Origin of the sequence: Gottfriedia sp. NPDC056225, assembly GCF_042267765.1 — a bacterium.
GTDB lineage: Bacteria > Bacillota > Bacilli > Bacillales > Bacillaceae_G > Gottfriedia.
This window is the reverse complement of record NZ_JBHJTJ010000016.1, coordinates 69,696-93,777: the sequence shown is the minus strand read 5'-3', so window position 1 is coordinate 93,777 and position 24,082 is coordinate 69,696. Positions and strand designations below refer to the sequence as shown.

31 protein-coding genes are annotated in these 24,082 nt (G+C 32.2%); 9 read left to right on the top strand and 22 right to left on the bottom strand.

Annotation, left to right across the window (positions count from 1 at the left end):
• The first annotated feature begins 105 nt into the window (after nt 1-105).
• From ACFCYN_RS12790 to ACFCYN_RS12780, 3 genes are all read left to right on the top strand, one after another.
• Nucleotides 106-318 (top strand): CDGSH iron-sulfur domain-containing protein, encoded by a 213-nt coding sequence (locus tag ACFCYN_RS12790; protein WP_172444036.1) that lies wholly within the window; start codon nt 106-108, stop codon nt 316-318.
• Nucleotides 319-458: 140 nt separating this feature from the next.
• Complete coding sequence (locus ACFCYN_RS12785) at nt 459-1,517, top strand: processed acidic surface protein (protein ID WP_375949660.1); 1,059 nt, start codon at nt 459-461, stop codon at nt 1,515-1,517.
• A gap of 3 nt (nt 1,518-1,520) precedes the next feature.
• Nucleotides 1,521-2,141: a class D sortase gene (locus ACFCYN_RS12780; RefSeq protein WP_098170976.1), complete on the top strand. Its 621-nt coding sequence runs from the start codon at nt 1,521-1,523 to the stop codon at nt 2,139-2,141.
• Nucleotides 2,142-2,202: 61 nt separating this feature from the next.
• On the opposite strand, the gene ACFCYN_RS12775 is transcribed toward ACFCYN_RS12780, so the two are convergent.
• From ACFCYN_RS12775 to ACFCYN_RS12740, 8 genes are all read right to left on the bottom strand, one after another.
• A complete protein-coding gene (locus tag ACFCYN_RS12775) occupies nt 2,203-3,129 on the bottom strand; it encodes an aminoglycoside phosphotransferase family protein (protein WP_172444035.1) in 927 nt (308 codons plus the stop codon).
• A 248-nt stretch (nt 3,130-3,377) separates the two neighbouring features.
• On the bottom strand, nt 3,378-3,872 hold the full coding sequence (locus tag ACFCYN_RS12770; protein ID WP_375949657.1) for a DinB family protein: 495 nt from the start codon (nt 3,870-3,872) through the stop codon (nt 3,378-3,380).
• Nucleotides 3,873-4,025: 153 nt separating this feature from the next.
• On the bottom strand, nt 4,026-4,472 hold the full coding sequence (locus ACFCYN_RS12765; protein WP_172444033.1) for a BclA C-terminal domain-containing protein: 447 nt from the start codon (nt 4,470-4,472) through the stop codon (nt 4,026-4,028).
• 208 nt (nt 4,473-4,680) lie between these two features.
• Complete coding sequence (locus ACFCYN_RS12760) at nt 4,681-5,520, bottom strand: Cof-type HAD-IIB family hydrolase (RefSeq protein WP_375949655.1); 840 nt, start codon at nt 5,518-5,520, stop codon at nt 4,681-4,683.
• Between the two features lie 243 nt (nt 5,521-5,763).
• Entirely contained in the window at nt 5,764-5,979 is a 216-nt protein-coding gene (locus ACFCYN_RS12755) for a DUF2922 domain-containing protein (protein WP_216854077.1), read from the bottom strand.
• A 17-nt stretch (nt 5,980-5,996) separates the two neighbouring features.
• Nucleotides 5,997-6,221: a DUF1659 domain-containing protein gene (locus ACFCYN_RS12750; RefSeq protein WP_172444031.1), complete on the bottom strand. Its 225-nt coding sequence runs from the start codon at nt 6,219-6,221 to the stop codon at nt 5,997-5,999.
• A 69-nt stretch (nt 6,222-6,290) separates the two neighbouring features.
• Complete coding sequence (locus ACFCYN_RS12745) at nt 6,291-6,623, bottom strand: YolD-like family protein (RefSeq protein ID WP_172444030.1); 333 nt, start codon at nt 6,621-6,623, stop codon at nt 6,291-6,293.
• Nucleotides 6,624-6,720: 97 nt separating this feature from the next.
• Nucleotides 6,721-7,983 carry a Y-family DNA polymerase gene (locus ACFCYN_RS12740; RefSeq protein ID WP_098120928.1) on the bottom strand — a complete coding sequence of 421 codons (1,263 nt, stop codon included), beginning with the start codon at nt 7,981-7,983 and terminating at the stop codon, nt 6,721-6,723.
• 161 nt (nt 7,984-8,144) lie between these two features.
• Here ACFCYN_RS12740 and ACFCYN_RS12735 point away from each other — a divergent pair, with 161 nt between their 5' ends.
• Nucleotides 8,145-8,339: a YqzH family protein gene (locus tag ACFCYN_RS12735; RefSeq protein ID WP_375949653.1), complete on the top strand. Its 195-nt coding sequence runs from the start codon at nt 8,145-8,147 to the stop codon at nt 8,337-8,339.
• Between the two features lie 53 nt (nt 8,340-8,392).
• Here ACFCYN_RS12735 and ACFCYN_RS12730 read toward each other — a convergent pair whose 3' ends face one another.
• The 3 genes from ACFCYN_RS12730 to ACFCYN_RS12720 all read right to left on the bottom strand — a co-directional run bounded on the left by ACFCYN_RS12730 (nt 8,393) and on the right by ACFCYN_RS12720 (nt 9,806).
• Nucleotides 8,393-8,686 carry a DUF2653 family protein gene (locus ACFCYN_RS12730; protein ID WP_375949651.1) on the bottom strand — a complete coding sequence of 98 codons (294 nt, stop codon included), beginning with the start codon at nt 8,684-8,686 and terminating at the stop codon, nt 8,393-8,395.
• Nucleotides 8,687-8,702: 16 nt separating this feature from the next.
• Nucleotides 8,703-9,128: a hypothetical protein gene (locus ACFCYN_RS12725; protein ID WP_375949649.1), complete on the bottom strand. Its 426-nt coding sequence runs from the start codon at nt 9,126-9,128 to the stop codon at nt 8,703-8,705.
• Between the two features lie 75 nt (nt 9,129-9,203).
• Entirely contained in the window at nt 9,204-9,806 is a 603-nt protein-coding gene (locus ACFCYN_RS12720) for a metal-dependent hydrolase (RefSeq protein WP_172444026.1), read from the bottom strand.
• Between the two features lie 312 nt (nt 9,807-10,118).
• Between ACFCYN_RS12720 and tatC the strand changes: the two genes are divergently transcribed.
• Entirely contained in the window at nt 10,119-10,847 is a 729-nt protein-coding gene (gene tatC, locus ACFCYN_RS12715) for a twin-arginine translocase subunit TatC (RefSeq protein WP_098120923.1), read from the top strand.
• Between the two features lie 62 nt (nt 10,848-10,909).
• Here the strand turns inward: tatC and ACFCYN_RS12710 are convergent, their stop codons facing one another.
• Nucleotides 10,910-11,227 carry a hypothetical protein gene (locus ACFCYN_RS12710; protein WP_098120922.1) on the bottom strand — a complete coding sequence of 106 codons (318 nt, stop codon included), beginning with the start codon at nt 11,225-11,227 and terminating at the stop codon, nt 10,910-10,912.
• A 286-nt stretch (nt 11,228-11,513) separates the two neighbouring features.
• Nucleotides 11,514-11,897, bottom strand: a complete 384-nt coding sequence (locus tag ACFCYN_RS12705) for an FtsB family cell division protein (RefSeq protein ID WP_172444025.1) — start codon at nt 11,895-11,897, stop codon at nt 11,514-11,516.
• 432 nt (nt 11,898-12,329) lie between these two features.
• Here ACFCYN_RS12705 and ACFCYN_RS12700 point away from each other — a divergent pair, with 432 nt between their 5' ends.
• From ACFCYN_RS12700 to ACFCYN_RS12690, 3 genes are all read left to right on the top strand, one after another.
• On the top strand, nt 12,330-12,674 hold the full coding sequence (locus ACFCYN_RS12700; RefSeq protein ID WP_172444024.1) for a YojF family protein: 345 nt from the start codon (nt 12,330-12,332) through the stop codon (nt 12,672-12,674).
• Between the two features lie 16 nt (nt 12,675-12,690).
• Nucleotides 12,691-13,371, top strand: a complete 681-nt coding sequence (bshB2, locus tag ACFCYN_RS12695; RefSeq protein WP_172444023.1) for a bacillithiol biosynthesis deacetylase BshB2 — start codon at nt 12,691-12,693, stop codon at nt 13,369-13,371.
• A 63-nt stretch (nt 13,372-13,434) separates the two neighbouring features.
• Nucleotides 13,435-13,815, top strand: a complete 381-nt coding sequence (locus ACFCYN_RS12690) for a VOC family protein (RefSeq protein WP_375949645.1) — start codon at nt 13,435-13,437, stop codon at nt 13,813-13,815.
• Nucleotides 13,816-14,019: 204 nt separating this feature from the next.
• On the opposite strand, the gene ACFCYN_RS12685 is transcribed toward ACFCYN_RS12690, so the two are convergent.
• A complete protein-coding gene (locus tag ACFCYN_RS12685; protein WP_375949643.1) occupies nt 14,020-15,270 on the bottom strand; it encodes a helix-turn-helix domain-containing protein in 1,251 nt (416 codons plus the stop codon).
• Between the two features lie 153 nt (nt 15,271-15,423).
• On the opposite strand from ACFCYN_RS12685, the gene ACFCYN_RS12680 reads away from it, so the two are divergent.
• Entirely contained in the window at nt 15,424-16,182 is a 759-nt protein-coding gene (locus ACFCYN_RS12680; RefSeq protein ID WP_172444021.1) for an SDR family NAD(P)-dependent oxidoreductase, read from the top strand.
• Nucleotides 16,183-16,387: 205 nt separating this feature from the next.
• Here the strand turns inward: ACFCYN_RS12680 and ACFCYN_RS12675 are convergent, their stop codons facing one another.
• The 8 genes from ACFCYN_RS12675 to ACFCYN_RS12640 all read right to left on the bottom strand — a co-directional run bounded on the left by ACFCYN_RS12675 (nt 16,388) and on the right by ACFCYN_RS12640 (nt 23,923).
• Nucleotides 16,388-16,759 (bottom strand): hypothetical protein, encoded by a 372-nt coding sequence (locus tag ACFCYN_RS12675; RefSeq protein ID WP_375949641.1) that lies wholly within the window; start codon nt 16,757-16,759, stop codon nt 16,388-16,390.
• A 282-nt stretch (nt 16,760-17,041) separates the two neighbouring features.
• The gene (locus ACFCYN_RS12670) at nt 17,042-17,224 is read right to left on the bottom strand and encodes a hypothetical protein (RefSeq protein WP_375949639.1); all 183 of its coding nucleotides are present in this window, start codon (nt 17,222-17,224) and stop codon (nt 17,042-17,044) included.
• A 391-nt stretch (nt 17,225-17,615) separates the two neighbouring features.
• Nucleotides 17,616-18,761, bottom strand: coding sequence for an ABC transporter permease (locus tag ACFCYN_RS12665; protein ID WP_172444018.1), 1,146 nt, complete (start codon nt 18,759-18,761; stop codon nt 17,616-17,618).
• Nucleotide 18,762: 1 nt separating this feature from the next.
• Entirely contained in the window at nt 18,763-19,884 is a 1,122-nt protein-coding gene (locus tag ACFCYN_RS12660) for an ABC transporter permease (protein ID WP_375949636.1), read from the bottom strand.
• Between the two features lie 36 nt (nt 19,885-19,920).
• Nucleotides 19,921-20,856 carry an ABC transporter ATP-binding protein gene (locus ACFCYN_RS12655; protein ID WP_172444016.1) on the bottom strand — a complete coding sequence of 312 codons (936 nt, stop codon included), beginning with the start codon at nt 20,854-20,856 and terminating at the stop codon, nt 19,921-19,923.
• Between the two features lie 153 nt (nt 20,857-21,009).
• Entirely contained in the window at nt 21,010-22,113 is a 1,104-nt protein-coding gene (locus ACFCYN_RS12650) for a sensor histidine kinase (RefSeq protein ID WP_375949634.1), read from the bottom strand.
• 17 nt (nt 22,114-22,130) lie between these two features.
• Nucleotides 22,131-22,772, bottom strand: coding sequence for a response regulator transcription factor (locus ACFCYN_RS12645; protein ID WP_098120908.1), 642 nt, complete (start codon nt 22,770-22,772; stop codon nt 22,131-22,133).
• Between the two features lie 164 nt (nt 22,773-22,936).
• Nucleotides 22,937-23,923, bottom strand: a complete 987-nt coding sequence (locus tag ACFCYN_RS12640) for a zinc-dependent alcohol dehydrogenase family protein (protein ID WP_375949632.1) — start codon at nt 23,921-23,923, stop codon at nt 22,937-22,939.
• Nucleotides 23,924-24,082 lie beyond the last annotated feature (159 nt).

Here is a 24,082-nt window from a genome sequence, read left to right as displayed (position 1 = left end):
TTTTTATATTAATTTCATGTTAAAAATTAATTTTAAATTAAAATCCCCCTTTTAATTTAACATAAATGTAATATAATGATTTTAGATGTGTAGGAGGAATGAATTATGTCTGATGTTCAAATTAAAGTTTTAGATAATGGTCCTTTACGTGTCACTGGTACAGTAGATCTAGTTGACGCTGAAGGAAATACATATCCACAAAAAGCGGCTTTCTCATTATGCCGATGTGGATTATCAAGTAAATTACCATACTGTGACGGTACTCACAAAGGAAAGTTTGAATCTGTCGTTCGAGCTCCTAAAGAAGAAGCAGAATAATATTATTTTTCTGGCGCCGATTATTGAATTATTTTAAATAATCGGCTTTCTTAATGCCCTCACCTCTAATCTATTTGAAACATTCATAAGACTAATCTAATCACACTTAACTTTAGGATTCATTTCAAGGGGGAAGTAACATGAAAAAGGTATTAGCATCAGTCGTTTTATCAGCAGCACTAGTTGCACCAGGTGTATCTGCTTACGCAGCGCCAAACACAAATGAATTAAATAGTTATTTAAAGAGTATCAGTTTGACTCAAGATCAATTAAACGACTACTTACAATCATACTACGGAGAGTCGATCTCTGATTTCGATTCAGTTGCTGAGTTAGAAGAGACTTTAGGTGAAAGACTTACGCAAAAAACATTAGACGCAGTTCTAGAAGAGAATGGTTATACTGAGAAAGAAGTTATTGATCTAGCAGTCTATTATGATGATATGGACAAAAATGCATCATTACTTGATACTTACTACTTCACTTCTGATATTGAAAATTTAATTTACTTAGATCAAGATGAGTCAGGTAGTTCAGAAGATGAGTTCCCTTCTATGGATGATCTTTCTGATGTTTTTTCTGCGTTTGGCATTACTGAAGCAGAAATGAATAATCTATCTTCATACCTAGAAAAAGTTGTGAATGATGATCCTGCTATTGAAGCAAAATTAGAAGCTTTAGCTGACCGTGCTTCTGCTTTAGAAGAAAACTATCCTGAATTTTTCTCAATGGATACTGAGGCTACTCCAGAAGAATTACCCGATGCATTAAAAGTAGAATTAATGAATATCGTAAAAGAGCTTCAATCTACTTTAAAAATTGATATTAAAGTTCAAATTGAACAAAAAGGCGTTAAAACACCTTTAACTTTTGCTAAAATACTTACAATGGATGATTCTATGGATTCTATGGAAGATCTAAAAGTATATTTAGAGATTTATGATAACGCTGGTAATCTATTATTAGACGCTTTATTTACACCAGATGCACTACTAGGCGATGACCAATTAGTAGATATCGTGAAAGATACTCAAAAAGCAGTTAAAACTTCAGAGAAAAAACCAACTGTTACTGTTAGAACAGAAAATGGTGGAAAACTACCAACTACTGCAACTCATACAACTGAATGGACAATGGTTGGTATGTTAATGATGTTAGCTGCTGTTGTTTTACGTAAAAAGGTAATTGCAAAACGATAAGCTATGAGTCGAAAACGAAAAGTACTTCTTATTTTTTCTGCACTTCTTTTTATTATCGGATTATTTTTTGCTTCAACTAATGCTTATTCATTGATTAAAACCTATGTACTGTATAAACAGTCAAAGGATGATTTTAAAAAAGAAATTAAAACTGAAACAGCAACTAAATTGAAGCAAATTAAAAAAAATGAGCCACTTTATAAGACCTATCCTAAATTTGGCGAAGAAATGGGCACATTAACGATTCCTAGAATTGAAGCTACTCTACCAATCTTTCACGGGACAGATGAGGACGAGCTTGCAAAAGGAATCGGTCATTATGCCAAATCCGTGATGCCAGGTGAAAGAGATAATAGTGTTCTTGCTGGTCATAGAGATACTGTATTTCGTCATCTTGGTGAAGTAAAAATAGGCGATTCATTAATTGTAAAAACTTCTGCTGGTACTTTTACTTACAAAGTCCACAGAATTCGTATCGTTGATAAAGATGATCGCACTGTTATTATTCCAAAACCAAGACCTACATTAACGGTGAGCACTTGTTACCCGTTTAATTTTATTGGACATGCACCAAAGCGTTATATTCTTGTTGCTAGTTTAGTAAAATCTGAAGTCAATAAATAAACAAAAAACTGCTCGCTAGTAATAGTGAGCAGTTTTTATTATTCATCGTTTCATATAATTTTTAGTTTCCTAGCGCTATCCAAAATCTCTCATTATTTAAATTGCGAACACTCCACTGATAATGTCCATCGCTGCAATTTTCCGAAAAGAAATTAGCTGAATAAATACTATAAAAAAGAACGTATAAATGGATTGTACTTCTAACTTCTTCACCTAATTTATTAACTATTTTATTTAAATATCTTTCTAATTTTACTTCTCCCAATTCATCATATAAATCAAATAAAATCCAGCTCAATGCAACATCAAATAATGGGTCCCCATATAATGTCATTAATCCGAAATCAATTACTCCATTGATTTGTCCATTTTCATTTACTAATAGATTTGATGGATAATAATCCCCATGTACAAGTGAATAGACCCCTTCATATTTAACCGAAAATCCTTCCAGTAGTCGATTTAATTTCACTTCATAATCCATTACATCTTTTTTTAAATAGCCTTCTACTTCGATATTCTTTTTTAGTAATGACTGTTTTAAAAAATCATACCAATCCTTAGAAGAAATTTCATAATCACTTAATAATTTAATGCCTTTAATTCGGTTTTCTAATTTAATTGTTTGGATACTTAATATTGTAGATAAATAGTTTTCAAAAAAAGAATCTAATTTTTGCTCATTATACTTTGATAAATCCTTTTGAATATTTTTACCTTCAATTCGTTTTTCAATCGTTAAAATAGTATGTTCTTCTTTTATAATTTCGTGAATTTTCGGCAGTTCAAAATGTACATCACTAAAGTTTAATGACTCATAAAATTGCTTTAATATCTTTAGTTTTGGATAGGCTGCTAGCTTATATATTTTTAAAACTCTCTCATGATCATAAGCATAAACTTCTGCTTCTTGTCCTTTTCCTAAAAAGTTTGATTCATCTAGCTTATACTTCTTTAAAATGTAAGCAATAACATTTTGTGCAATCATTTTTGGTCTCCATTTTTCTTATTTTATATACTTTTTTCAACTCTACTTCTATATATTCCTGCTTCTTCCAAATTAGCCTACTATTTCTATTCCAGCAATAAAAAAATACGATCTTTTTCTATAAAGATCGTATTTCACGTTGTTGAAAAATGAGTTGGTCAATTAGCGTCCAACAATATCATCGCTAAGTGAACCCTCTATTAGTAACATTTTTAATGATTTCTGCTTTTTTGCTTACTCATGAACCCTTACTCTTCTTTCGATTGCCACGAACCTTGTGCTTTTCGAATATAAATGATTTGCCCTATATGATATGTATTATGAGTACATAAGTTAGATAACGCTCCCCACCAATTTGCATCTACTGGAAAATTCGGAATTTGTTCATGCAGTTTTGATTCATCTATTTCTTTTATAGCTAGCTGCCAATTGGCTAAGTTTTCATCTAACCGCTGAACTAACTCCTGCCAGCTTTCTATTGTTAAATTTTCTAAATTACGAAAAGTTGAAGCATTACTTTCTCTCATTTCAGTAGGGATTTCCCCATTAAATCTTCTTAACCATCTTTCATTATAAAAATAAAGATGATTTACGATTTCGCAAATCGTATGTGTAGACTCATTTTGTCTCCATCTAATATCTTCTAAGCTTAAATTTTCTAATGCTATACTTAAAGGCTGAATCCAACTTTCAACATTGCGACAAACTTCTAATTGATCTAATAGAAATTCTTTTTTACTCATATATATTTCTCCTAACCTTTTTTATTTGCTCGTTTATGTACTTTCGCGTCTAGCAGTAGATATCCCTTTTTACTCTATGCTTTCAATCCATAAAAAAATGCACTACTTAAAAAAAGTAATGCATTTTTTGCAATAAGGAGCAATTAATTGAAATTAGTGAACTCTGAAAACATTAATAGTTGCTCCCGCACCTTGTAACAGCGTAACTTCTCCTTCAAAATCAAATAATTGAAGTGAAATTGTGTTTCCAGCATCTAACGGTAAAACCATTTGACTACTATAGATGGATCTATTCACTTCATTTGCGATTACGGATGCATTTATAGGTCGACCATTTATTAAAATTCTTGAAGATACTCCCAATAGTAAATTTAAATTCACAGTGTAAGTAATAAAATAATTACCTGGTTCCTCAATTGTTAAGCGATCATTTGCTCGATTAATTGTAATTCCTTCGCCTAAATATTGAAATGATGGGAAAGTTATATTTGTACCCTTACTTGTTACCTCAACTTTTCCTCCGCTATTTGTAACAAATGCAAAATTTTCCCCTGGAGGGATTGGCGGATAATGATGTCTTGGGTGTCTCGGATGTCTCATACTATCACCTTTTCTTATTATTAGACATAAATCCTCTTTCGAAATTACTAGTTAAAGGCTTGTCTATATCTTATTAATATGAAAATTTTCCTTTTTCGTTACGGCATGTCCACTAGTTTTTTAATATTTTTTTGATTTAATAGAATTTAAAAAAAGGAACCCAAAAAGTACTTTGACTTTCTGAGTTCCCTCTATGACTAATCTTTAATTAGTTTTGCTTCAATTTTTGTTTTTGGTCTAAAAAATGATAAATCGCATGCGCTACGCCTGCTTCTTCGTTTGTTTTCGTAACAAATGTACAATGGCTTTTTAGTTCTTCTTTCGCATTTCCCATCGCTACCGGAAATCCTACTCGGTTAAACATAGAGACATCATTAAAGCTATCTCCTATTGCCATGCTATCCTTTAAATCTACTCCAAGAATTGGGGCAAGCTTCAATAAAGCCGCTCCTTTACTAACATTTGCGGCATTAATTTCAACATTGTTTGAGCTTGATGAAGTAATTAATAGCCCTTCTTCTTGCATTAAATTTAGTCGAATACGCCTAATAGCTTCTTTATTATTGGAAAGAAATAATATTTTATAAACATCAAGATTATTAAAATCCTCAATTGATGTGTAATTTCGAACTTTTCTTAAAGTAGCCGTAACCTTATGCGTCTTGCCAGTATTCTTATCAGTAAAAAATTCATCGTATAGAGTATCTCGGCACTTCGTAAATGATCCTTCACTAGTACTTATAATAAATGTCTTATTTTCCGCCTCACATATGCTTAAAGCTTTTGCAAAAATTTCTTTATCCATTGAATCATTATGCAAAATTTTCGCTTCATAGTCATATATTTGAGATCCATTTAAACAAACAATCGGACAAGTCAATCCAGCTTCATCTAATGCTTCCTTCGCACTTTCATACATTCTGCCCGTAGAAATGACAACATGGATTCCTTCCTTTTGTGCTGCCCGGATGCTTTCAATATTTTCTGCTGGTATCCCATTTTTACCATTTACAAGTGTACCATCCATATCAATTGCAATTAATGCCATGTCGTTCTCCCCTTTTCTACTATTCTATTGCTATTTGAATGCTAAGTATTCACTAATTCTACTAAAACATTCTTATTACAATTTTACTATCTACTATTTTATGAGTTCATTCTTTACTATTATAACGCAAAAAAAGACCTTCTGCATTTAAGAAGGTCTTTAAACTAATGGTCAAGGCTCTTACATCGTTACTATTTCTGTCATTTATCCTATAGTAGCGCTTATTTTTTAAGTTTTTAGAGCCTATAACTCAATCTCAACAATCTCTTTCCCAACCAATCGAGCACCCTGCTTTGCTACAACAAATCCACCTGAAGAAGTGAATACGTTATTTGCTACAATTTTGTCCATTACTTGATTAATTAATGTTGGACTAACTGGGATTGTTGGATTGTCTACTGTGAGAGTAACAACCTTTTCACTTTCATTTAAAAATTTTAGTTCTAATGTTTGAATCATGTCACTTTCCTCCTTGTTTACAGACTGTTTAAAAGTATTCCGTTGCTTAGTACTGCTAGGTCTACTAATGGTAGTTCTTGCAGTGATGCTAAAGCATTTCCAACTTCGCTTAGCTTCACTAAATCAAGATCAACTCGGACATTTTTGTATGCCTTTCTCTTGATGATGATTTTTCCTTGTGCATCTTTTCCTGCATGTAAATTTACATACAATGTAAGTTGTTGAGTAGCAATTTGTGCCATTTTCAACTCCCCCTTTCGATGTATATATACAGAAGTAGGGGGGATTTTTCGTTAATGATTAACATTATTTTATGATTCAATTTTGACGTCAACAATATCGCTTAAGTATAGCTCCATATATCCAGCTTGTTCTTCATAAATGGATAGTCTATTTTGGTGTAAATTGATTTTCCCTATTTTTCCTTTTACATTATGATGATAGTGATCTTTATAGTAAGTAATTTGCACACTTGCATCCTCGTGAATTGCCTGCTGAAGTTGACGGTTCATTTCCTCTAATAATTGTTCGTCTACATCTTTTGGTTGTTCATAGTTTTGGGATACTTTCCAATCACGGAGTATTTTCACGTGTTCAGGTAACATCATTGAAGTCCATTTAATCGTTCCACGGTCACGAATCATCGGCATTCTTCTCCTTTTCTTATTCTTCTTGTTGAGACAAATACTAGTTGTTTTGACTTATAAGGGGAAAGTTAGCTAGAGCGGCTTCAAGAAATTTTCAACCTTTATGTCCACCTACTAGCTTGCTTCGAGATAGTGTCGTTCCTCCTTCTGCATAAGAAACAGCCCAAAGGAGCGCAGTTGATCCGTATTTTTTTCGGACTGCATCCATGACATATCCTAATTTACGCTTTTGAGGTTTTTTCTGATCAAATAAATTTAGTTGCATGATTTCATCACTAACAATGTTCGAAAGGGAGATGAGGATTTGGCGAACAGTCTTTCCTTCGTAATATTGATCAAAAAGTTTTGCACATATTTTATACAAATCTGAAGTAATATTTGTAGGTTCATCCATTGTAAACGCATGAGAAAATCCTCCACCGAACTCTTCACGACTATATCCAATTCCTAAAGTAACGGTTCTTCCTGCTTTTTTTGCATTTCGAGTTCGGCGCGCAACCTCTTCGCACATTTCACGTATAACAAATTTAATCTCTTCTATTTTTGTGTAATCCCTCATTAATATTTGGCTTTTACCAAAACTAATCTGCCCGTTCATTATTGGCGCACCTAGTTCAGACAAATCTACTCCCCATGCATGATGATATAGTTGATTGCCCATTACTCCGAATTTCTTTTCAAGCAAATGAAGAGGATATTTCGCTAGCTGTCCTACCGTAAAAATCCCCACTCCATTTAAAGTTCGCTCGGTTCTTTTACCGATTCCCCACATTTCACTAAGAGGACTTACTTGCCATAGTTTTTTTTCTACATCTTCATAAGTCCACTCTGCTATCCCATCTTTTTTTCCTTCTAAATCCAAGCAGAGCTTCGACAAAAGCATGTTGGGGCCAATCCCAACCGAACATGGTAATTGAAATCGTGCCATAATCTCAGCACGAATTTTTTCGGCAACCTCCCATGCATCCCCCCATAATTTTTTTACTCCATCGACCTTTAAAAAACATTCATCGACACTGTATACATGTAAATCCTCTAAAGGTACAAATTCATTTAATAATTTTACGATGTTTGTTGAGACTTCTAAGTATTTTGCCATTGAAGGATTTACAATTTTAATTCGCGGATCTTTTGGTATTTCAAAAACCCTTGATCCTGTTTTGATTCCAAACTCCTTTTTTAATCGCGGTGAAGCTGCAAGCACAATACTTCCTTCTCTTTCTACATCTCCAACAACTGCTAAATAACATTCCAATGGATCTAATTCGAGCATGACCGCAGAACAACTTGCATAAAAGCTCTTCATATCGATGCATAATATACGATGATGTGGTAACTCTTCATAACAAATGCTCATACATATCACTCCGATTTCCCAAAAAATAGCAGAACTAATGTTCTTATTTTTATTATAAACATATATTAAACGAATATACGTTCTATTTCAATGTTTTTTTCGCTAGGAACGATACAAAATTTTGGATATACTAAAAAGTAGCTTAAGGGAGGAAAAATGCAGTGAATGGACAATTTATAAAACAGATGATTAAACGCGCACTAATGCAATATAGAGGAGAACACGAACAGTGGATTACAGCTGATATGCTAAATGAACTGTACAATCAAGTCATTACCGAACAATTACAGGATGACCGCGAATTACATGAAATAGTACAAGATATTGTTTACGAATATGTGACGACTTATGCCTAAATAAACGAAAAAAACCCCGAAAAAGAACATTTGTTCTCTTCAGGGTTTTGTGACTAGGTAAATGATATTTCACTCGTAATGCCTGCTTCTTCATCAAAACCAATTATGATTTCCATCGAATGAGAAGAAAAATGATGAATCTCGTCTAAGTAAAAACCAATTGCATCACTTATTTGTTGCTCAAAATAAATTAAATTCCGATGATTAGCTGATACTTCACAGCATACGCCATCATCTTCATTAAATTGAAATTCAATTTGTACATTTTCTGGACGAATTCCTTCAAGGTCAGCTGCATATACACAAATTGCATTGGCAACATCTTGTTCATCAAAAAAGATTTTCACAAGCCACCTCACAAAGTTAATATTGGTTTCTACGAAAGATTCTCTTGATAAACCAAATAATAACTACTATTACTAAAATATCTAATAGTAAGCTAAAAAATGAGAAACCAAAGTGCTGACCGCCATAATAGCCTCCAAATGGGTTTAACATTGAGCCAAATAGCGAACCTAACCCAAATGCACCTGCATAACCAAAAAAGTTCCTTCCAGGACTTCTATAAGACCGATAACTTGATCTAGGTGCTGTCGGTCTGTAACTTCTATTTGAACGATACGATCTTCTAAGTGCAAGATTCGTTGTTGTTTGTTTAGTCAGAACAAATGAGTTCGTATTTACCTTAATAGTTTGAGAATTATAGGTCCTACTTGCATCCACTGGGAATGACATAGCTAGCATAAAAAACAAAATCCACATGGATATCAGAGAATTTATTTTTTTCAATACTGCCCCTTCTTTCATCATCACATCATTCTTAGTATGGATATTTGTGATAAAAAAATGTGAGAATTTAGAAGCCTATAACCACTTAATATTTTGTTTTGTAAATAACTGGTCTGCTAAAAGGTGAGAAAAATAACCGACCGTACCAGCTAACCATAATCCGTTCATCATTAAATCTTTTTGCAGTAGATAACAAATTCCACTCCAAATCGCTAAAAAATAAAGTGAATGCGTTGGACCACGATGTTTTAATCTTGATGAAACAGCAACAAATAACCCAAGCGCAACGATTGACCAATAACTATGAAAGAAAAACCAGCCAATAACTGCAATTAATATGCCAGTTAACATCAAAATTGTTTTTATGTTCCGAAGCCAGCTAACTATCATAATAAATAATGTGAGAATACCTACTCCATAAATCCAGGAGCCAGAATAAATTAACGCGCCAGTTTTCATAACAATAAATAATGTAGCTGCTATAAAGATTAAGCTTAAAAAAATTTTTAGCGGCATTGAAACCTTTTTTGTTAGCGAGCTATTATGATGATCTAAATCAGGAGCCAAACTACTAATTGCCCCTACAATAAGTGGAACGATTATAGAATCATTCTTTGTTGCATACATTGTGACACCAGTTGCAAATAATCCTACAATTACATGACTTTTTCCATCCAAAATACTTACCATCCTTATCTTACATACTCATACTCTAATTATAGTCGGACAAGGTTAGATTTCATATTAATATATTAACAAAAGATGGTAATTAAAGTCCTGATATCATTGACGATTGTTCATTTTTCTGACAAAATATAGGAAGCTCAATATTACAACTCGTCGATTGGAGAGTCCTTTAGACAATGACGTAGTTGCACTTACACTTTATTCGATAGAGATGGCTACTAAATCGTATTCTAAAATACTGCTGCCAATTTATACTTTTTAAAGTGTAATAAAATACTTTCACAGTTTGCTTTGGGGGAAATTATGCAAGAAAAAGAAATGAGTGTCATTGACCATTTAGATGAGCTTCGAAATCGAATCATAAAAGTTATTGTAGCATTCGTTATTTTTTTAGGGATTGGGTTGTATTATACGAAAACTATATTCAATTTCCTTGTTAAAGATTTGAATGGAAAACTTCTAGCATTAGGTCCAAGTGATGTACTTTGGATTTATCTAATGATTGGTGGAGTATTCGCGATTGCGTGTAGTATCCCATTTATCGCTTATCAAATATGGGCGTTTGTAAAGCCGGCCTTGCATGTAAAAGAACGAAAAACTACAATGCTATACATACCAGCTTTATTCATATTGTTTATTTGTGGCTTAGCATTTGGATATTATTTTATCTTTCCGAACGTTTTAAAGTTTTTACAAAACATCGGAGCAGACTTAGTAACAGTTACATTTACAGCTGAACGCTATTTTAGCTTCTTATTTAACTTAGTTATTCCTTTTGCATTTTTCTTTGATTTACCAGTCATTATCATGTTTTTAACAAGCATCGGAATCGTATCACCAGCATTTTTAAAAAAATCAAGACGATTTGCCTACTTTATCCTTATCATTATCGGGACGGCAATCTCACCACCTGATTTTGTATCCGATATGATGACAAGCTTACCGCTATTGGTTATATATGAACTAAGTATTCTTGTCTCATCTGTAGCATTTAGAAGAAGAATTAAACGCCTACAGCAAGAACCAGAATAAATAATATAAAACAGCACAAAAAATGGACAGCGTTATGCTTGTCCATTTCTTTTTGATCAACCTTATAGTAAAATATGTGATGTATACAGTGTAACTACTAAACCAGAAAAACTATACATCAGAGATGCTTTAATAGCAATTTTCCTTTGGAAATCTTTATGTAAATCGTTTAATTCTAGCCCTGCAACGCGTAACCATTGATACCTTTGTAACGGTGTATAGCTTTCTTTTTTAGCTGTTTTCCAGTAAAGGAACATCGTCGTAACGAATCCTACCATAATAGCAATATTACTAGCCGCTGAATCCGCGAGAACACTAACAAGGAACGTCAATATGACTTGTACAATTAGAATAGCAAAAACGTAAATGAACTTCTTCATGTTATTCCTCCTTATTTAAGCTTAACTAAATTATATCAAAAATACATTTTTCAGAATAGTGAAAATTTTGTAGAAAATATAGGTAGTTCGAATTAAAAAAAAGTCAAAAATTGCAAAAACTGGCTAAGGGAACGGGAATTTTCTTTATTAAGCTATATCCATCCTCCCATTTTAGTTTGTATGTTCGTCTTCTTTCTTGCAACAAACGAACAACCGTTCTATAATAAAAATATAGAAAAAAAGATTCCCAAAATTTTTGAGAATCTTTTCGATTAATTAAATGTTTTTAGTTGTTATCTTCTTTCGGTTTCGGTACGATGATAATTGTTTCTCCTTTTTTAGAGAACATGTATTCACCGCGAGCATAGTTTCCGATGTAATCCGGATCATTTAATAGTCTAACTTGCCTGTTTAAGTCTTTTTCTGTTTTAGTCAATTTTTTTTGTTCAACTTGTAGTTTTGACAGTTCACGTTGCTTTGCTGAAACAATTTTATTTTGACTAAACATATACATTACAGATCCAATAATTAGAGATAAATATAAAATCATCAAAGTGATCCTATGGATTCGGATTGTCTTTCTTTTATGAGTCTGCGGAAATTGATTACGAGAAGGCTTATTCATTTCTTCTCTTTGTGGATTATATAATTTTCGCGCTTCTGCCTTCACGTTAAAAACCTCCTTTTAAAAGTGATTATTCTATTCTAGTTTAACAACTAATGCTTTATTAGAAAAGAAAAAAAAGGCAAAACAAGTAAAAATTTGCCTTTTTTGCACAAATACATGTTTTTTGTCGACTACTAGTCATGTATATCATCGGCAAAAAGTCAGCAATTCTTAAATTCTTTATTATTTTTTGAATATTTTAAATTTTTTTAATAAAACTAGTTGACGAATATTTTCCTATAATGTATATTTAATATAAATTAACTGAATATTTAAACAGTTAAATTTTAGTAATCATGTTATACACATCCCCCCAATCCCTATCACCCAATAGATAGGGATCTTTTTATGTTTAAAATTTAAATACAAGAAGCCCTCAAATTACCATTTTAGGGAAAGTTGGATTATAATACTTTTTAAAGGAGGCTAAAAAAAATGCAAAAATTAGAAATCAGTGCTGCCCAAGATGCACTTCAAAATTATATAAATCAGACAGTCTATTTACATTTAGAAACTACAAATGGAGCTTACGCTAATCATTTTAACGAAAAAGTAATGACAGTAAATGCCTTTATCCGAAATACGAAGGTAATAATTAGCCGTGCTACAATTACAGGAAAATACCCATACAGAGTAGGATTAAAACTTGAAGAAGGATGGGTTGTTGCAGAAGGATTAACAGATTTTGAAGTTGATGATCAAGATCGCCTCCTACTAGCAGGTCATAATGAAGACGGAAAGCTTGCAATTGCAATTCATTTAAGTCATACACCATTTTAAGAGAGGAGCACTAAAAATGAGTCAAAAAGAAGAAAAAGTATTACTTGTGTTCCCTCACCCTGATGATGAAGCTTTTGGGGCTGCTGGAACAATCTCTAAATTTACAAATAAAGGAATTCCCGTTACATACGCTTGTTTAACTTTAGGAGAAATGGGACGTAATATGGGAAATCCATTTTTCGCAACAAGAGAATCACTTCCTACAATTCGTAAAAACGAATTAATCGATGCTTGTAGAGAAATGGGAATCCAAGATTTAAGAATGCTAGGATTCCATGATAAAACAATTGAATTCGAAGATCCTGAGGCAGTAATCGAGCCAATTAAAGAAATTATCGACGAAATTCAGCCAACATTATTAATTACTTTTTATCCAGAACATGGTGTTCACCCAGACCATGATGCAACTGCAAGAGCAGCTGTTGAGGCGGTTCGTCGAATGGATAAAGATGATCGCCCTACTGTATGGTGTATTGCGATTACGAAAGAACGCTTTGAAGTTTTAGGAAAACCAGATATCGTAAATGATGTAATGGATGTTGCAACCCAAAAACTAAGAACGATGAAAGCACACCGCTCTCAAACAGAGTCAATGCTAAAAGACGTTGTAAAAATCGAAAAGTTTGAAGATATTCCAGACGATCGATTAAAATCATTTTTTGCAAAAGAATCATTCTATACTTATCATTTCGAATAAGAAGGTATGAACAAGATCTTTGTAGAAAGAAATGGAGATTAAACTATTCTGGAGGTAAATGAAATGTTAAAAATGAAGTATTTAATTTTATATGTTTCAAATCTAGAACAATCTCTTACTTTCTATACTGAATCTTTAGGTCTTCCTATCCGAGGAAACCATGGTACGTATGTAGAATTAGATACTGGTAATACTGTACTAGCTATGATTGAACGTGAAAATGTTCAAGAGCTAACAGGATTGACCTATAAAAGTACTGAAACATCTTCGCAAACCTTTGAAATTGGTTTTGTAACTGAAGATGTGCATTCTACGATAGAAGATTTACGAAAAAATGGTGTAACGATCATCAAAGAACCAATTACAAAGCCATGGGGTCAAACAGTAGCGTACGTTGCTGATCCAGATGGCCATTATATTGAAATTTGTAGTTCAATGGGCTAATAAAATAGCTAAAAAAAATCCATCTCTAAATAAAGAGATGGATTTTTTAGCTATTGAAAAATTATTTACCAAATTGCCGTAAATGTTACCCAGTGATGTTGATTTCCACTACAGGTTGCTCGCTTTCCATGGGGCGAGACCTGAACCTCTTCGTTCCTGCAGCGTCTTTAGCCTTCATTGTTATAAATTATCATTGATAGATATTTATGTCGATTTATGCTCGGAAAAAAGATTACTTTTAAACTGCTTGGGGGTTAAACCAGTGTATTTTTTAAATATTTTTATAAAATAACTTTGGTCGTTGAAATTTAGCGATGTGCCGATGTCTGAAATCGAATAATTTGTTAATTGTAATAGCTTTTTTGATTCTTCAATTCGTTGCCGTTGAATGTATTCACTTATTGGTATACCAACCTCTTTTTTAAAAACTGATGATAAGTAATTTGGGCTTAAACGACTCATTTTTGCAAGGTGATCAAGTGTGATATCGTCATAAAGATGGTCATAAATATAATGCTGACATGCCGTAATTGTTGGAGAATATTTTTCTTCATTTAATTGGTGCACACGTTTGGTAAAATCCATTATCGCCTCTTCCGTTAACTTCAATATTGCATTTAAGCTTTCTAATTCCTCTAGTTGTTGAATATAGAAGTCGCTTAAGGTAAAGGCCGTTTCATCATATAAACCACCTTCAATTGCCGCTCTACAAACAAGAGCAATTCCCGTTATCATTAAATTTTTTTCACTTCTTAGGCGATTTCGTTTCGATAATAATCCTAATTCTGCCTCACCGACAATAGAGTAATCGAAGATATCCTTTAATTTATCTATCCTTCCGTTTTTAACATACTCAAGCAAAACCCGTTCATATGAAAGATTGGAATGAAAAATGAAATTACTTCTCCCTTTTGAAAGCTCAAGATCCAGATTCTCTATTTCAATCATATCAAGGCTCAACGCTTCATTATTTTGGATAACCATCGTTTTATCAAGCTTTTTATGGTATATCAAATAATAAACCAATAGACTAATCGATAGGAATTGTTGACTACCAATAATGGGAATGGAATGGTAGTATTCAATGAGTTTTCTTTTATTAAGGTTTCCATTAAAAGCATCCATGATCTTGCTGATCATTTCAACAGATATTTCTGACTCAAGAGTAGGACCTAAAATAATGGTACCTAAAAATAAATTCGTTTTTATTAGATTGACAAAGAAAAAGTTCAAATTTGAATTAGAGAAGAATATAGGAAAATCCTTTGGATTATCTTCATAAGTATATACACTTATTTGCTCTTTGAACTGGCTGTAATATGGATGATTCCCTAAGTCTCTACTTGAAAATTCATATACAATCTCACCAAATTGATTGACATAATAAACAGGTATTTTATGAGCCTTATAAATAAGCTCACAAATATATTGTAAATCTTGTATGGCAATTTCCATCTATTCTATAAACTCCTTTCAAATATTTATTAATTCGTTCATTTTAAAAAACTATATTAATAATTACTATTATTCGTAAAATAATACAATAAAATTTTGTAAACAAGCAATAAAATGATTCATGTAAGTAGAATAAGTAGGGAGGAATTAGGAATGGAATTATCAAATAAAATTGCTGTCATAACTGGTGCAGGAAGTGGAATCGGAAGAGCAAGCAGTTTGAAACTTGCAAGTAATGGTGCAACAGTTGTATTAGTCGATTTCAATCAGGAAACAGGAGAAGAAACGTTAAAACTTGTGAAAGAACACGGTGGAGAAGGCATCTTCGTAAAGGCTGATGTCTCGAAAACAGAAGATGTGCAAAACTATGTAAATAAAGCAGTCGAAACATATGGACGTATTGATATTTTCTTCAACAATGCAGGTGTTATCCAAAAGTTCGCACCTTTCACTTCAGTAGAAGAATCTGAATTTGACCGTATTATGTCTATCAATGTAAAAGGGGTCTTCCTTGGAATGAAATATGTGTTAAAAGTGATGGAGGAGCAAGGAAGTGGCTCTATTATTAATACTGCTTCTACTGCAGGGGTTCGTCCTGAACACAGTGTCGCTGTATATTCTGCAAGCAAGCATGCGGTTGTAGGCTTAACCAAGGGCGCTGCATTAGAATATGCGAAAAAAGGAATTCGCATAAATGCACTTTGTCCAGGAGGTGTGAAAACAGCATTAACAACAAGTGTTGAAGCTCAGTTTGCAACAGGTGGTTACGTTCCAGAAGACCTTCCAAATATGAGAATGGGTCGTTATGCTGATCCGAAAGAACTCGCTGAAATGGTTGTTTTCTTAGCATCAGATAAAGCAAGCTATATGACCGGTTCAACTGTTCTTGTAGACGGCGGGCTAACTTTATAATCAATAAAAACATCCATTGATCCTTTTCATTTAATAATTAGGGGCAGTCATGACTGTCCCTTATTTATTTTTTTAAAACCTGACTCAATCATCCATGTGTGCTGAATAACTTAAGAAATATAATTTATATAAACAGTGAATTGATCAAGAAAAATTTTCACATTATTTCGAACATCTTTCAACTCCCCATTGATTTGTTGAGCGGCTAAATAATATCCATCTGATAAAAATGAATTTCTATCTCTATCCATTCACAAGTATCTGGTAAATGCTTGATTAACTTATCCATTATTTTTATGACGTTTAGCATATCTTGTGTGGAATGTAAGTATTCATTTAGTAATCCAAGTATTATTTTTGGAGGCAAGTCGTTATCAACCCCACCTTCGATCATCATAAGTTTTAAACTAATTTTCTCTAAATTCTCTTTTGTTGATAGTGATAATTCAATAAATTGATAAGGTGGGAAATCGTGATATTCAATTACTTTATCTGCCCAATTTATAACATCCTCGATCGTTAAAAGTCCTATTGCTAGTCCTATTCTATATACTTCTGAAATTAATTTAATATCCATTAATATCTTTCATCGAGTTTATTATCCTTATTATATTACATGAAATTTAGTTAAGTGTCCTTGTACAACTAAAGCACTGTGTTAGTGAATAGACGGCTCCAAATGGCAGGATAGTGGAACAAGTGAAGTGAAAATCCTTTCTTTTTTGTAACGTAGTTGATTTCTCATTTCGTAACTAGAAGATTTTAAAAATTTTATTCAGAAGCACATATAAAACAACGCCAAATACTGGCTTGTTTTATATGTGCTTATTCATCATTCCTCTTGCATCTTTTGTTGTTATTAGTTGTCTGTTAAATTTTTAACAGCGTTTGTAGTTGCGTCAACAGCATCCATTGCAGCATTCTCAGTGGCTTCTAATCCTCTATGAACAGAATGAAATGCAGCTCCTGCGGTATCTTTTATATTTTCTGAAAGACTTTGGTTCTTTTGTTCGTTGTTTTTATTTGTTTGATTAGACATCATATTTCACCTCCTAAACGGCTTTATGTTATGTAAAAAACAATAAGTTATTCTGGTGAATTTGTTGTTTGGTTATAAGCATCAAATGCTTGAAAGCGTGAGGAATGACAATTAGTGCATATTTTATATACTTAGGAAACGATGATTTTATGCAATAAAAGTGGAGTTATTTATTAAACCAACGCATTACATTAGTCGCACAGAATTTAAAGCCTCAGAAAAATCTAATACACATGAGGAAAAATAGGAAAACGACTGTCTAAGTTCATACTTTTTTATAACTTTGTCTATATAAATTTGATATTTCAACCCTCTAAAAAATCCATCTCTAAAATACAGAGATGGATTTTTTAAAATACAAAGATTTAATTATCAAACTTGTTTCCGATCTGAATTACACAAAATTTCTCGTAGAACTATTACGACTAAACTTATAAATAGCAATTAAGAAAAATGCAATCGCAAATACTAGAAGAATTAAGATGTTTAAATATAAACTTCCTAAGCTACTTCCATTTTGTAGCTTCGTCAATGTCTCTAACGTCCATCTTTGAGGAAGAAAATCTGCAATTCTTTGAACTGATGATGGCATAATTTCGATCGGCCAGAAACAACCAGAAATCATGACGGTTGGTACAACAATTAAATTCTGTAATGCTCCTGATGATTTTGAATTATTTGAGAACGCTACAATCATTAATGATATTCCTACAGCAATCAAAGCAAAAAGCATCATAACAACTGCTGCTTCCCAAAACGGAATATGGATATCGATATGGAACACATTCGTCATAAAGAAGAGCGTAAGGATTACTTGAACAGTCATTATAATCATATTCACTACAATATTTGAGAAAATATACATTCTAGCATTAATAGGAGCTGATAAAAGTCTGTAATAAATACGATTTTCTTTTTCCTTTAAAATAATTTCAGAAAGATTCCCTGCTGACATTAGCATAATCATAATCAAAAATCCTAAGCTATATGTCGTCATATTTTCAGATTGGGATGAATCTGATACTGTTTTTGTTGATACTTTGAAGCTTGCACTTTGATAGTTAGAATACATTTGATCAAATTTAGCCTGATCTGTTTTTGCAACTTTACCTATTGCTGAAATATTGTCGACATAATTATATAAATAAGATTTTACGAAGCTTGTAATTTGAGCACCTTTGATAGAAGTGATTTGAATATGCCCTGGATTACCAGAACGAACACTATTTGTGAAGCCATTATCTAACGAAATGACACAATCAAGTGATCCGGAAGCAATTTTATCATTAACATCAGATTTTTTTATTTTTTCAATTTTAACATTATCTAGATGATCTAAAAATTTGACCGTATCATTCGCAATATACTGGTGATCATTATTGACAATTCCAACATGAACGACTGTTTTACTTGAACCTCCATAAGCTAGGAAGGAAATAAAAATACCAATTAAAGGAACACCTATATACATAATGATATTTTTCTTGTTTTTGAACGTAGCTCTTAAAGTATTCGAAATTAGCCAAAAAACTGTCTGCATCCTACAGCCCCTCCCTTCTTTGTAGAGAAATAGATGCAACTACTAAAAATAGTAGAGAAAAACCTATATTAAAAATAAGAGCGGGAATTGCAGCTGATAAATCGTTTGTATAAATTATTTTTGTAATTGCTGTATTAACCCATGTTAGTGGAGAAAAATGTGTAATGATTTTTAAGATCCCACTAGTATCACCTAATTTAAAGTAAGCTCCACCAAAGAATGATGATAGTTGCACAACAATCATGATAATCGCTCTTGAAGAAGCATTTGATTTCGTTATATAGCTTACAACCAATCCTAAACTGATTGAAAGAAGCACTTCAGTTAGTAATACAATAAATACTAATAAAAGATGGTTCCCCCAGTTTGCTTTAAAAAAGAATTTACTGAAATAGACAACTACAATAATACAAAGAAAATTAGCTGCTAAACTTCCAAGTATTTTCCCTATAAAAATCTCAAATTTAGAAATAGGCGATACAATTAATCGATCAGCTGTTTTTCTAACTCTTTCACCAGTAATCAATTTACTTGCAGACATGGCACCATAAAGTGCGATCATAGTCGTCATTGCAATCGCGTAATAATCCATCGAACCTGGCTGTTTATTTGATGCAATAGAAGTATCCTTAATATAATCGTCATGATTTGCTAAAAAGACTTCTTTAACTTGAGTTGGATCAATTTTTGCGACCTCGACTCCAACATTATATTTATCAACAAAAGAAGTTAACATTCCTTGAATAACGCTACCTTCAACACTGTTACCTTCATTTATATAAAGCTTAATTCCATTATCCTGAATAGAAATGTATCCATCATATTGATTTCGTTTTACTTCCTTCTCACCATCTGTATTATTATTTGCCTTTTTAAAATGAATTCCTGAATCTTTCGTTCCTTTCACAAATTCATTAAAATACTTCGAAAATTCACCTGTAGTTGATTGATCTTTGTATAAGACATGTACATCTTTAATTGGGACAGATGTTGAAAAAGCATTTGAAAGTGAAGTACCTAAAACAAGCATTAAAAGTATTGGAAATGCTAACATAAAAAATAGGGTCCTTACATCTCGAAAGTCACGCTTAATTTCCATGAAAGCAATATTAAAAATATTCAAGCCAATTGCCTCCTTATTAATTGATTTTTCACGAAGTTAATCGCGTAAGTTTCGACCTGTTAATGTAAGGAAAACAGTTTCTAAGTTAGGCGCGTTTTCCTGTAATGAGCTGATTTCAATCTCACTATTAATAAAATGCTGAATAATTTTATTTAAATTATTTACACCATTATCTGATGTAATAGTAATCACATTATCCAAAATATGAACATTCTCTACACCATTAATAGCTTTAAGTGCTGTCACATCAATTTTTTCATTTGTTTTAACTTCAATTCGAATATCCTTAGTATTCGTAATAATCGATTTAAGCTGTTCTTTCGTTCCTTCAGCGATGATTTTCCCATGATCAATGATCGAGATACGAGAGCAAATTTCTTCCACTTCTTCCATGTAATGGCTCGTATAAATAATTGTACAGCCCATTTCGTTTAGCTTACGTACGCTATTAAGAATGTAATTACGTGAATGTGGGTCAATTCCAACAGTAGGTTCATCCATAATAATAAGCTTTGGTCGGTGTGCAATCGCACAAGCAATATTTAATCTTCTCTTCATCCCACCAGAGAAGTTTTTTGGATACTCCTTAAATTTATCTTCAAGCCCTACAAATTGTAATGCTTCTTCTACTCTTTCATTTAATTCTGAGCCTCTTAGTCCGTATAAGCCGGCAAAAAATCTGACATTTTCATATGCAGTTAAATCTTCATAAATAGCTAAATCCTGCGGTACCATTCCAATATTCATTTTCGCAAATTTATTATACTTTTTACTATTTTTACCAAGGATTTCAACAGTACCTTGATTACTTCGAAGTAATCCTGAAATGATATTAATTGTTGTACTTTTCCCTGCTCCATTTGCACCAAGAAATCCAAAGATTTCTCCTTCTTCAATTGACAAAGACATATTATCAACGGCTATAAAATCACCAAATTTTTTCGTTAAATTTTTTATCTCTAAAACTTTCATTCTCTCACCTCTCCGTTCGTTATGTTGCTATTATAAGCAAAAAGGTGAACTAATATCAGTGTATTAGTTCACCTTTTCCACATGAGAATATTCATGTTTTTTCATAGGTAATATGATTATGGACTTCATAGAAATGAATAAACCATTATGAAATTATTCAATTGGAAGCAAAGTGGTTACCGAAAAACCATCTTGGCCATCAACAATTATTTTACCGTTTACAGCTGCCGTTCTCTCTTCCATACCAATAATTCCTAACCCTTTTTTAACGATCACTTTCCCTCTACCATTATCTTTCACATTCGTTTTAATCATTTTATTCATTACATAAATTTCAATTGAAACTTCTGTTGCATCAGCATATTTCATCGTATTTGTTAATGCCTCGACTACATTTTCCTGAATTATTTTCCATTGGATTGGCGTAATAAGGTCTAAGTTTCCTTTATAAACAAATAGTGTTTTTAAATCATGCTTAGCTGAAAATTCATCTATGAATAATTTCATATGATGAATTCCCATTTGCTCAGTCGGTGGCTTCATATTTTTTAAAGTAAGTCTTATATTTTCAATTCCATCCTTTGAAATATTAATTGCATTTTGCAGTAATTCTAATGCCTTCTCCTGATTATGACCCATTAAATGCTTAGCTGCTTCCATTTGAAATAATGCACCTGTCATAGAATGCCCAATTTTATCATGTATTTCTTGAGAAATACGATTCCGCTCTTCTAATTTAAACGTGTACTCTGACTGTTCCATAAACTCACTATGGTTATTTAATTTTTTTGAAAGCTTTTGAATTGTACTTCTCATCTTGTCAATTTGATCTTCTTTAAAGCGTAATCTAGTGTTATACAAATCCACAATTGAAAAAACAATAAAACTAACTAACGTAATTAAACCATAAATCGGCTGTAAAGAATGATGTAGGTGAAAAATTGGGAGTAACGAAAAAAACCAACTAATCCATTTTTTCGAAATAAAGAAAGAAACAATCTCAAAAATAGACATAGGCAGTAACAAGAAAAATAATGGCTGAATCTTTAAATTGGAATAGACGATTAAACAAATTGATAAAATAAGCAAACATTTTATAAAGTTTGAATTTTTTATTAAATACAGACTAATGTTTATACAAAAATAAACAAGTAGTGCAAAAAGAACCCAAGAGAAATTAGGAATTTCCTTATAAATACAAATTAAAGCAATATACAAAATAACAGAGAGCTTATTTAAAATAATCCAACGCTCCATATGTAACACCCTTAGAGTCAGTCTACTTTCCCAGTAATATAGAAAATAGCAATTTGTGTTCGATGTTCTAAACCTGTCTTCCCAAGAATTGAAGTAATATAGTTAGCAACAGTACCTTCTGATATATATATTTGCTTAGATATTTCCTTATTCGATAGGCCTTTTGCAATTAAAGACATTACATCTAACTCCCTTTGAGTAAATAAACTTGTATCAATCTTTGTGTCAGTTATATTAGTATTATTTGATAAATTCGTTCTTATTTTATCCAGTACTAAGTCCTGCATGATTGTATTTCCATGATAAACACTTTTAATCGCTTCTCGAATTCGTTCTGGATCATTATTTTTTAATAAATAGCCCTTTGCTCCATTTTTCACAGCGTCAATAATATACTCATCATCATCAAAAGTCGTTAAAATAAGTGGCTTCGTTTTAGTCTGCTCAGAAATAAGCTTCGTAGCCTCCACACCATTCATATTAGGCATTCGAACATCTAAAAGAGCAACATCTACTTGATGACTTTGACAATATTTAAACGCCTCATTCCCATCATCTACAGTTTCTAACACTTCAAACTCTTCATAAGAACTCAATATTATTTTAAGTCCTTCCCTAATAAATGAATTATCATCTGCAATAATTAGTTTTATTTTCATTTGAATAGAGGGAGAAAATTTCTACCTCGTTTTCACATCCTTTATTCCACGAATTATATTTCCATTATATACCTATTTAAACCAATTACTAATAGTAGAAAAAAGATTTTAATGAACGAAAAATAAAAAAATCCCTAATGTAATAACAAAAGGGATTCTACATATTACTTATTTTCAATTAATACTTTACCAAATTGCACTTCATTATTTTCGAAGTAATCATGGGCTTCTTTCACTTGATTAAACGTGAATGATTTTGGATTGATGAGTGGCTTTAATTTTCCTTCTTCAACTAAAGAAGAAATTTTATTTAAAATAGCACTATGCTCCATTCGCCCTTCTTTCGTCTTTTGAGTGAGCATAATAAAAATGACGTGCAAAGATAATGATTTATTATGTAAAAGAGTTAAGTCATGTGTCGAACGTGCAGCGATCGCTAATACGGTACCTTGTGGTTTCACTGCAAGAAATGATTTATCTAGGTTTTTTTGACCAACAGTATCAAAAACAAGATCAAAGCCTTGTCCATTTGTTAGTCGATTTACATAGTCTTCTACAGTCTCTTCTTTATAATTGATGACATGATCAACACCTAGCTTTTTAACTAAATCAGCTTTTTCATTTGATGAAACAGTTGTCGTAACGATTGCTCCAAAAGCTTTCGCCAATTGAATAGAAACGTGACCAACACCACCAGTCCCACCATGAATTAAAATATGATCACCTTGTTTTAAATTACCTCTATCAAAAAGTGCTTCCCAAGCAGTTATAGACGTTAATGGTAAACTAGCCGCTTCTTGAATCGGTAAATTCTTTGGAGCTTTAGCAATAAACGATTCTTCAATTAAAAAATAATCTGTCAACGTCCCACTAAAGACATTTAAACCAAATACTAAATCGCCAACTTCAAAATGTGAAACATTCTCACCTACTTCAACAACTTCACCAGAAAAATCACTATGTAAAATCATAGGAAAATTAGGCTGAAACGCATTCGGCACAATGCCTTTTCTTATTTTTGTATCGATCGGATTAATACTAGTTGCAGCAACCTTTACTAATACTTGATTACTAGTTGGCTTTGGCATTGAAATTTCAACATGTTTAAATTCAGAACTATCTCCATATTGATGAATTACAATCGCTTTCATATTGACTCCCTCTTTCGTAATGGAAAATATTTTGAAGTCATTGTAGCATAAATCAGCTCTAAAAAAATACAATTTTGCAATTCACTGAATCCTAAAGTTTTGATTATAATGGTTAAATTTTTATAATTATCATTGTTTTTTCGATTTGTTTCAGTATAA